This is a genomic window from Burkholderia sp. Se-20378 (genome assembly GCF_017104665.1).
Lineage (GTDB): Bacteria > Pseudomonadota > Gammaproteobacteria > Burkholderiales > Burkholderiaceae > Burkholderia > Burkholderia lata.
This window is the reverse complement of the sequence record NZ_JAAGPG010000744.1, coordinates 1-3,384: the sequence shown is the minus strand read 5'-3', so window position 1 is coordinate 3,384 and position 3,384 is coordinate 1. Positions and strand designations below refer to the sequence as shown.

At 52.0% G+C, this 3,384-nt stretch carries 2 rRNA genes; both read right to left on the bottom strand.

The features are described from left to right. Window positions 1–11: 11 nt before the first annotated feature. A 5S ribosomal RNA gene (gene rrf / locus G3N93_RS36945) occupies window positions 12–124 on the bottom strand. A 132-nt stretch (window positions 125–256) separates the two neighbouring features. After that, a 23S ribosomal RNA gene (locus G3N93_RS36940) occupies window positions 257–3,138 on the bottom strand. Window positions 3,139–3,384: the final 246 nt, after the last annotated feature.

Sequence of the window (3,384 nt, the reverse complement as noted above, 5' to 3'; positions counted from 1 at the left end):
TGGCTTAGGGAGCCTGACGATTACCTACTTTCACACGGGAATCCGCACTATCATCGGCGTAGAGTCGTTTCACGGTCCTGTTCGGGATGGGAAGGGGTGGGACCGACTCGCTATGGTCATCAGGCAAAGAGGGTTGTTGTGCTGACTTCGCAGCACAACCAATCTTGGAAGAAGCAGTAATTTTGAGTTGTGTGTATCACACACGAGAATCCAACCAGTCCGACGCGCTGTAATCAGCGCGAGACAGACTTGTTATAGGATCAAGCCTTACGGGCAATTAGTATCAGTTAGCTGAACGCATTACTGCGCTTACACACCTGACCTATCAACGTCCTGGTCTCGAACGACCCTTCAAGGGGATCTAGTCCCCAGGGATATCTCATCTTAAGGCGAGTTTCCCGCTTAGATGCTTTCAGCGGTTATCTCTTCCGAACATAGCTACCCGGCGATGCCACTGGCGTGACAACCGGTACACCAGAGGTTCGTCCACTCCGGTCCTCTCGTACTAGGAGCAGCCCCCTTCAAATATCCAACGCCCACGGCAGATAGGGACCAAACTGTCTCACGACGTTTTAAACCCAGCTCACGTACCTCTTTAAATGGCGAACAGCCATACCCTTGGGACCGGCTACAGCCCCAGGATGAGATGAGCCGACATCGAGGTGCCAAACACCGCCGTCGATATGAACTCTTGGGCGGTATCAGCCTGTTATCCCCAGAGTACCTTTTATCCGTTGAGCGATGGCCCTTCCATACAGAACCACCGGATCACTATGACCTGCTTTCGCACCTGCTCGACTTGTCGGTCTCGCAGTTAAGCACGCTTATGCCATTGCACTATCAGCACGATTTCCGACCGTACCTAGCGTACCTTCGTACTCCTCCGTTACGCTTTGGGAGGAGACCGCCCCAGTCAAACTGCCTACCATGCACTGTCCCCGACCCGGATCACGGGCCAAGGTTAGAACCTCAAACAAACCAGGGTGGTATTTCAAGGACGGCTCCACCGAAACTAGCGTTCCGGTTTCATAGCCTCCCACCTATCCTACACAGATCGGTTCAAAGTCCAATGCAAAGCTACAGTAAAGGTTCATGGGGTCTTTCCGTCTAGCCGCGGGTAGATTGCATCATCACAAACACTTCAACTTCGCTGAGTCTCGGGAGGAGACAGTGTGGCCATCGTTACGCCATTCGTGCAGGTCGGAACTTACCCGACAAGGAATTTCGCTACCTTAGGACCGTTATAGTTACGGCCGCCGTTTACCGGGACTTCAATCAAGAGCTTGCACCCCATCATTTAATCTTCCGGCACCGGGCAGGCGTCACACCCTATACGTCCACTTTCGTGTTTGCAGAGTGCTGTGTTTTTATTAAACAGTCGCAGCCACCAGTTTATTGCAACCCCTTCACCCTTTGCCCGCAGGGGCATCAAGCTACAAGGGCGTACCTTATCCCGAAGTTACGGTACCAATTTGCCGAGTTCCTTCTCCCGAGTTCTCTCAAGCGCCTTAGAATACTCATCTCGCCCACCTGTGTCGGTTTGCGGTACGGTCATCATTAGACTGAAGCTTAGAGGCTTTTCTTGGAACCACTTCCAATTGCTTCGCTCCCTAAGGAGCTCGCGCCACACCCTTGAATTCCGCGCCCGGATTTGCCTAAGCGCCTTCTCCAATGCAGCGACCGGGACTTCCAACACCCGGACAACCTTCCGCGATCCGTCCCCCCATCGCATCTAACAATGGTGCAGGAATATTGACCTGCTTCCCATCAGCTACGCATTTCTGCCTCGCCTTAGGGGCCGACTCACCCTACGCCGATGAACGTTGCGTAGGAAACCTTGGGCTTACGGCGAGGGGGCCTTTCACCCCCTTTATCGCTACTCATGTCAGCATTCGCACTTCTGATACCTCCAGCATCCCTTCCGAGACACCTTCGCAGGCTTACAGAACGCTCTCCTACCATGCGTGCAAAGCACGCATCCGCAGCTTCGGTATATAGCTTAGCCCCGTTACATCTTCCGCGCAGGACGACTCGATCAGTGAGCTATTACGCTTTCTTTAAAGGGTGGCTGCTTCTAAGCCAACCTCCTGACTGTTTTAGCCTTCCCACTTCGTTTCCCACTTAGCTATATTTGGGGACCTTAGCTGGCGGTCTGGGTTGTTTCCCTCTTGACACCGGACGTTAGCACCCGATGTCTGTCTCCCGTGATTGCACTCTTCGGTATTCGGAGTTTGCTATGGCGGGGTAATCTGCAATAGACCCCCCAACCATGACAGTGCTCTACCCCCGAAGGTGAGACACGAGGCACTACCTAAATAGTTTTCGGAGAGAACCAGCTATTTCCAAGTTTGTTTAGCCTTTCACCCCTATCCACAGCTCATCCCCTAACTTTTCAACGTTAGTGGGTTCGGACCTCCAGTACGTGTTACCGCACCTTCATCCTGGCCATGGATAGATCACTTGGTTTCGGGTCTACGCCCAGCAACTGAACGCCCTATTCGGACTCGCTTTCGCTACGCCTGCCCTATACGGTTAAGCTTGCTACTGAACGTAAGTCGCTGACCCATTATACAAAAGGTACGCCGTCACCCCTTACGAGGCTCCGACTGTTTGTATGCATGCGGTTTCAGGATCTATTTCACTCCCCTCCCGGGGTTCTTTTCGCCTTTCCCTCACGGTACTGGTTCACTATCGGTCGATCACGAGTATTTAGCCTTGGAGGATGGTCCCCCCATCTTCAGACAGGATTTCACGTGTCCCGCCCTACTTGTCGCACACCTAGTTCTTTCATACTGTTTTCGCCTACGGGGCTATCACCCGCTATGGCCGCACTTTCCAGAGCGTTCGGCTAACAATACAAATAAAGAGTGCAAGGCTCATCCCATTTCGCTCGCCACTACTTTGGGAATCTCGGTTGATTTCTTTTCCTGCGGTTACTTAGATGTTTCAGTTCACCGCGTTCGCTTCACATGGCCTATGTATTCAGCCATGGATACTCCAAAAGGAGTGGGTTTCCCCATTCGGACATCTACGGATCAAAGCTTGTTTGCCAGCTCCCCGTAGCTTTTCGCAGGCTACCGCGTCCTTCATCGCCTGTGATCGCCAAGGCATCCACCACATGCACTTGTTCGCTTGACCCTATAACGAGTCTGTCTCATCGACAGTCGTTACAGGTTGAGTTCTCGCGTTGTGCCGTATTCCAATTGAGTCAAACATAGAGTTCGAATCATCTTGAGATACATCGATACAATCACAACCCGGATAGTTTTCACGTCCATCTCAAGACGCTTCCGCTATCCAAATTACTTACTTCTTCCAGATTGTTAAAGAACGACAGCCGATATGGTTTTACTCATATCATCTGACTGGCTCAATCGCCAATGA